We start from the raw sequence: 4,780 nt of genomic DNA, 5'->3' as shown, positions 1-4,780 counted from the left end.
CGTGGAATTAACGGGCTGGTAATGCATCAGGTGAAAGTGCTGAATGAATGGTGGTATCAAAATGCCGATGGACTGGATATTAGTCGCTGTCGTAATGTCTTGATGCTCGATTGCACGGTCAATACCGGGGACGATGGTATTTGTATGAAGTCGAGTGGTCAGGAAGAAGGCAGCTATCGCCTCGAAAATATTGTGATTAAGGACTGCAAGGTATATCATGGGCATGGTGGCTTTGTAATTGGCAGTAATACCGATGGGGGCATGAACAACATCTATGTGAAAAACCTCACTTGTAGTCTCACCGACGTGGGCTTACGGTTTAAGTCGGATGTAACCCGAGGAGGACGGGTGGGCAATATCTTTATTGAAGATGTGTATATGACGCACCTGCAGGGAGAGGCCATTTTGTTCAACCTGAATTATAAAGACAATGCTGCCATTCCGGTAAAAGCCGATGCCTCGAAGTTCCTTTCACCCGATTTCAACGGAATTCATTTCAAAAATATTTACTGTTATGGTGCTGAACAAGCCGCTGTTATCGGAGGAGTAAATGCCGACCTGCATGTGTCCAATATCAGTTTCGAGAATATGCTGCTTCAAACCGATGAAGGTTTCGAGGCTACTCAAACGCAGGGGCTAACATTCAATAATGTTACGGTGGTCCCCAAAAAAGGGCCGGCTTTTTTGTTGGATAACACGCAGGATGTTAGCTTTAAAAACATGAAAGCTGTAACAGGTGTTGCAGTTCACGTAAAAGGAAGCGAGAGCCGGGGATTGCATTTCGAATCATCGGAGATGTCGTTGAAGAATGTTGAGTTTTCAGATGGTGCATCAGCGAAGTAATCTTGGTTAGCCCCCGCTCTTATTAACTGAAAGATTGGATTATGAATAAACTGAAAGTAGGTTGGATTGGCCTTGGAAATATGGGAAATCCAATGGCTAAGAACCTGATCAAGGCCGGGTTTGAGGTCGTGGTCTATAACCGGACAAAATCAAAAGAAACAGAACTCATCGAGGCCGGGGCTACGTCGGCAGATAGCCCGGAACATTTGCTCGAAATTTGTGATGTGGTCTTCACCATGTTGTCGAATGATGACGCAGTGAAAGAGGTCTTTGAAGGAAAGTCGGGCCTGCTGGCTAAGGAACAACCTGGGAAACTCCTCATCGATATGAGTACCGTTGCTCCTGATACTTCCCGTTATTTATCGGAAATATGTCGTAAACACCAGTTGGACTTTTTGGAGGCACCCGTCTCCGGAAGTGTGAAGCCTGCCCAGGATGGAACACTGATTATTTTAGTAGGCGGTTCGGCAGTGAGCTATCAAAAAGCCAAACCCTTTTTTGACGTGCTTGGAAAACTTTCAATCCATTTGGGTGATAACGGCGTCGGTAGTTCAGCTAAGCTGGCGATCAACTACCTGCTTGGCCTTAATCTTCAAGGGTTGGCTGAAACTGTTCTGTTTGCTGAGAAGAACGGAGTGAGCCGTGAAGATATGTTGACCATTGTTAACGAGGGAGCCTGTGGCAACGGGATCACCAAGTTGAAAACATCATCCATTCTGAATAACTCTTTTCCGGCTGCCTTTGCATTGAAACACCTGGTGAAGGATTTACGCCTGGCCAAAGAAGCCGGCTTGGATGCACCGTTAATCCATCCATTGTTCGAAAGTTTCAATCATGCTCAGGATATGGGATTGGGTGATGAGGATGTCATGGCCATTCTGAAAAGCCTCAAGTAAAGTAAAAATCCAATGTCCTTGCTGCCGCAAATCGTTTTACGTGAGAGCAGAGCTTGCTGCATTGTTCTGTACTTTCCCTGTGATATATGAAGTGGTTAAGGATGGAGAGAGTAATTGGGTGGTTCAGCCGACCAGTTGCTCTTTTTTAGCGGGAACATCATTGCGAGCAATGCAGTCTACTACATATCGACCCAGGGGATTGGTCCCGCAATCCTTATGCTTTTCACAAAAGAATTATAATTTGCCATCCAGCATATCATTACCTCGTTCCGGAGGAGTGAATTAGATTCAATCCAGTTTCAGAATAAGGAAAAATACAGACTCCTAAAAATGTTGTTACAGAGGGGTATAGAAACTCCAAAAGACAGCCAACTTTTCAATTTACAGAACCGTAAGAAGCATAAAATAGCGATAGATTAGATGGATGTGACACATTTAAAATTGCGGGATTATGGTATCAAGTATTCAAAAAGAAAAAGCAGAAAAATTCCTGAAATTTCATTACGATGATGAGATTTTGGTTCTGCTAAACACGTGGGACCCCGGGAGTTCGAAGTTGGTAGAAGCTTGTGGATATAAGGCTGTTGCAACAACGAGTATGGGAATAGCTGCCTCTTTAGGTCATCCCGACTGTGAGATTATTCAATTGGAGGATGTGCTTCAGATTGTAAGCCGAATTGTAAGTGCAGTTCAAGTTCCGGTTTCGGTCGATTTCGAAGCCGGATACGGCAATAATGTGGATGAAATTGTGACGTCTGTTTCGAGGCTTATTGCAACCGGAATTGTAGGAATTAACATCGAAGACAGCATCGAGCTGAGTCCGGTGTTAATCGACGAGATGGAGTTTTGTGAACGGATCGCTGCTATTCGTGCATTATCTGATTCTCTGGGCTTCCACTTGGTTATAAATGCCCGGACCGATTCGTTTTATACCTCGAAGGCTTCGGAGCAGGAAAAACTGGCGGAATCGATAAGGCGTGGTAATAAATACCGCGAAGCAGGAGCCGATTGCATCTTTGTACAGCCGGTTTGGGACAAAGAAACAATTGCAACACTGGTGAAGGAGATTGATGCACCAATCAATATTTTGTCGAACCCCGCCATTGGGGCTGCATTACCTCCCTCGGTACAGGAGTTGCAGGATTTGGGTGTGGCTCGTTTAAGCCTGGGGTCAAGCTTGATGAAAGCGACTTTATCCTTAATGAAAAAAGTTGCTGATGAGTTAAAGGAAAAAGGAACTTACACCATTTTATCAGATGTCATGAGTCCGCGAGCCGATGCTTCAATGGCGTATAAAATGGCAATCGGACAACAAAAATAAGGAGCTACCGCTCGAATATTTTCCTAGCTTAAAGTATCAGTCCAAGTGATATAAGCGAGCTGCAGCAAGTGGCCTCTACAACCTCTTGTTGGATAAGGTTTTGCTTTTCTGTGCTTTGTTTCGTAATTTATAAAAACAAAACACAGGCTATGGGAAAGAAAATCAGAACACTCTTATTGGTAATTTGCTTGCCCGTTCTCCTATTGGGGCAAGCTGATTTAGGTGATCTGTCTCAAGGGACGGTGATGCATCAGAAAAGGGATCTTACGGTATTTTTATCAGCCGGTCATTTGGGTGTTAATAAACCCTATAACTCAACTTATGCAGGGGGGATGAAGATCCGGATGTTTATGGGCCAACATGTCAGTTTTGATTCGGGCTTTCTGTTCGGAAAAGATCATGGCCAGTTTGGTTTGGGAACGTTGGGAATACCCATTTGGTTGCTGGGCTTTAGTTTTTCAAGTGAGGATGGTAATCCACTTGTCCAAATTTTAGTTTTCGGTACCTTAATGCTTTTATCGGCAGAGCATATCGCTTATCATATCCCCACCAGTAACCGGGTAGATATTTCCCCTTATGTCAGTCTTTTGAGGATTAAAGATTTTGGGAAGCTGGACGAATCGGTCAGCTCTGACGGCTATCAAAGTCCTGCTTGTTTTGCCCTTGGACTGGAAATTAATACCTATTTAAAACGTTTTGTTGTTGCGCCCTATGTCGACTATAACATAGCCTATCAGGGAGATCCCAAAGGTTTTAACTTCGGGATTAACATTGGCTATTATTTCCCTTCAAGACGTTGATCGGTTAATCATTTTACCGAGGCATTCGAATAAGTACTGAAAATAAAGCACTTGATTGTCTGAATATATTTGATTAACTTGATTAGTTCTAAGAAGAACTGGTTATGATTAATGTTTATGATGACATAAAAGCCCACCCGGATTCTTTCAAACAACTTTCTGTAAAGGATTTACTTTTTGTGTATTACAAGTGTCCGCAAATCGAACGATTTCAACAGTTACATAATCACTTTAACCAATTTACATTTTCATTGCAAGGAGAGCGGATCTTTCATCAGGGTGAAAAGTCATGGAAAGTAACGCCCCAAACAGCATACTTCCATCGTAAAACGGCCTATGTTCAGGAATTGACAAATGCGGAGGATTGGGAAGTGCTTGTTTTTCATATCCCGGATGAATTTCTGATCCAATTCACCCGTGAATTTATGGATAATTTGTCGACTAAGAATTTACCGGAAATACCAACTGACATGTTTATCAAGGTTGATCTTAATGAGATCACAAGAACCTATTTCTATAGTATGCTTCCTTATTTCAAACAGGAAATACCACCTTCCGAAAAATTGCTCGAATTAAAGTTCAAGGAACTTCTTTTGGATGTTTTAACCATTCCATCAAATAAACAGCTGCTTGCCTATATTCTGCAATTAGACGATAAGATAAAAACCCCGATTTGGCAGATCATGGAGAAAAATTACACTTACCATTTAACGCTGAATGAATTTGCGCGGATCTCGAGTCGTAGCCTGGCTGCATTTAAAAGGGAGTTCGTCGATTATTACCACACCACTCCAGGCAAGTGGTTAACCGACAAGCGGCTTACTCATGGCAGTACCTTGTTAAAAGCCACCAAACAAAGTATTTCTGAAATCGCCTTTAATTCGGGCTTTGAAAGCACATCGCATTTCAGCCGGGTGTTT

The 4,780-nt window shown here is 42.9% G+C and carries 5 protein-coding genes; all 5 read left to right on the top strand.

The features are described 5' to 3' along the window. Positions 1-843: glycoside hydrolase family 28 protein (locus tag AC37HE_RS07120; RefSeq protein WP_500782113.1), on the top strand; the 843-nt coding region annotated here is incomplete at its 5' end. Positions 844-884: 41 nt separating this feature from the next. Beyond that, positions 885-1,739, top strand: a complete 855-nt coding sequence (locus tag AC37HE_RS07115; protein WP_500782112.1) for an NAD(P)-dependent oxidoreductase — start codon at positions 885-887, stop codon at positions 1,737-1,739. A gap of 451 nt (positions 1,740-2,190) precedes the next feature. Next, entirely contained in the window at positions 2,191-3,060 is an 870-nt protein-coding gene (locus AC37HE_RS07110; RefSeq protein ID WP_500782111.1) for an isocitrate lyase/PEP mutase family protein, read from the top strand. Between the two features lie 149 nt (positions 3,061-3,209). Next, entirely contained in the window at positions 3,210-3,860 is a 651-nt protein-coding gene (locus tag AC37HE_RS07105; protein ID WP_500782110.1) for a hypothetical protein, read from the top strand. Positions 3,861-3,964: 104 nt separating this feature from the next. Next, on the top strand, positions 3,965-4,780 hold an 816-nt coding region (locus AC37HE_RS07100; RefSeq protein ID WP_500782109.1), incomplete at its 3' end, for a helix-turn-helix transcriptional regulator.

It is taken from the genome of Mangrovibacterium sp. (genome assembly GCF_059905295.1).
Note: the sequence above shows the minus strand (reverse complement) of the source record. Positions and strands in the feature narration are given on the sequence as shown.

What these genes read in the sequence shown, in the direction of transcription:
- AC37HE_RS07115 (WP_500782112.1), top strand. Translation starts at nt 885, where the DNA reads ATGAATAAACTGAAAGTAGGTTGGATTGGCCTTGGAAATATGGGAAAT.
- AC37HE_RS07105 (WP_500782110.1), top strand. Translation starts at nt 3,210, where the DNA reads ATGGGAAAGAAAATCAGAACACTCTTATTGGTAATTTGCTTGCCCGTT.
- AC37HE_RS07110 (WP_500782111.1), top strand. Translation starts at nt 2,191, where the DNA reads ATGGTATCAAGTATTCAAAAAGAAAAAGCAGAAAAATTCCTGAAATTT.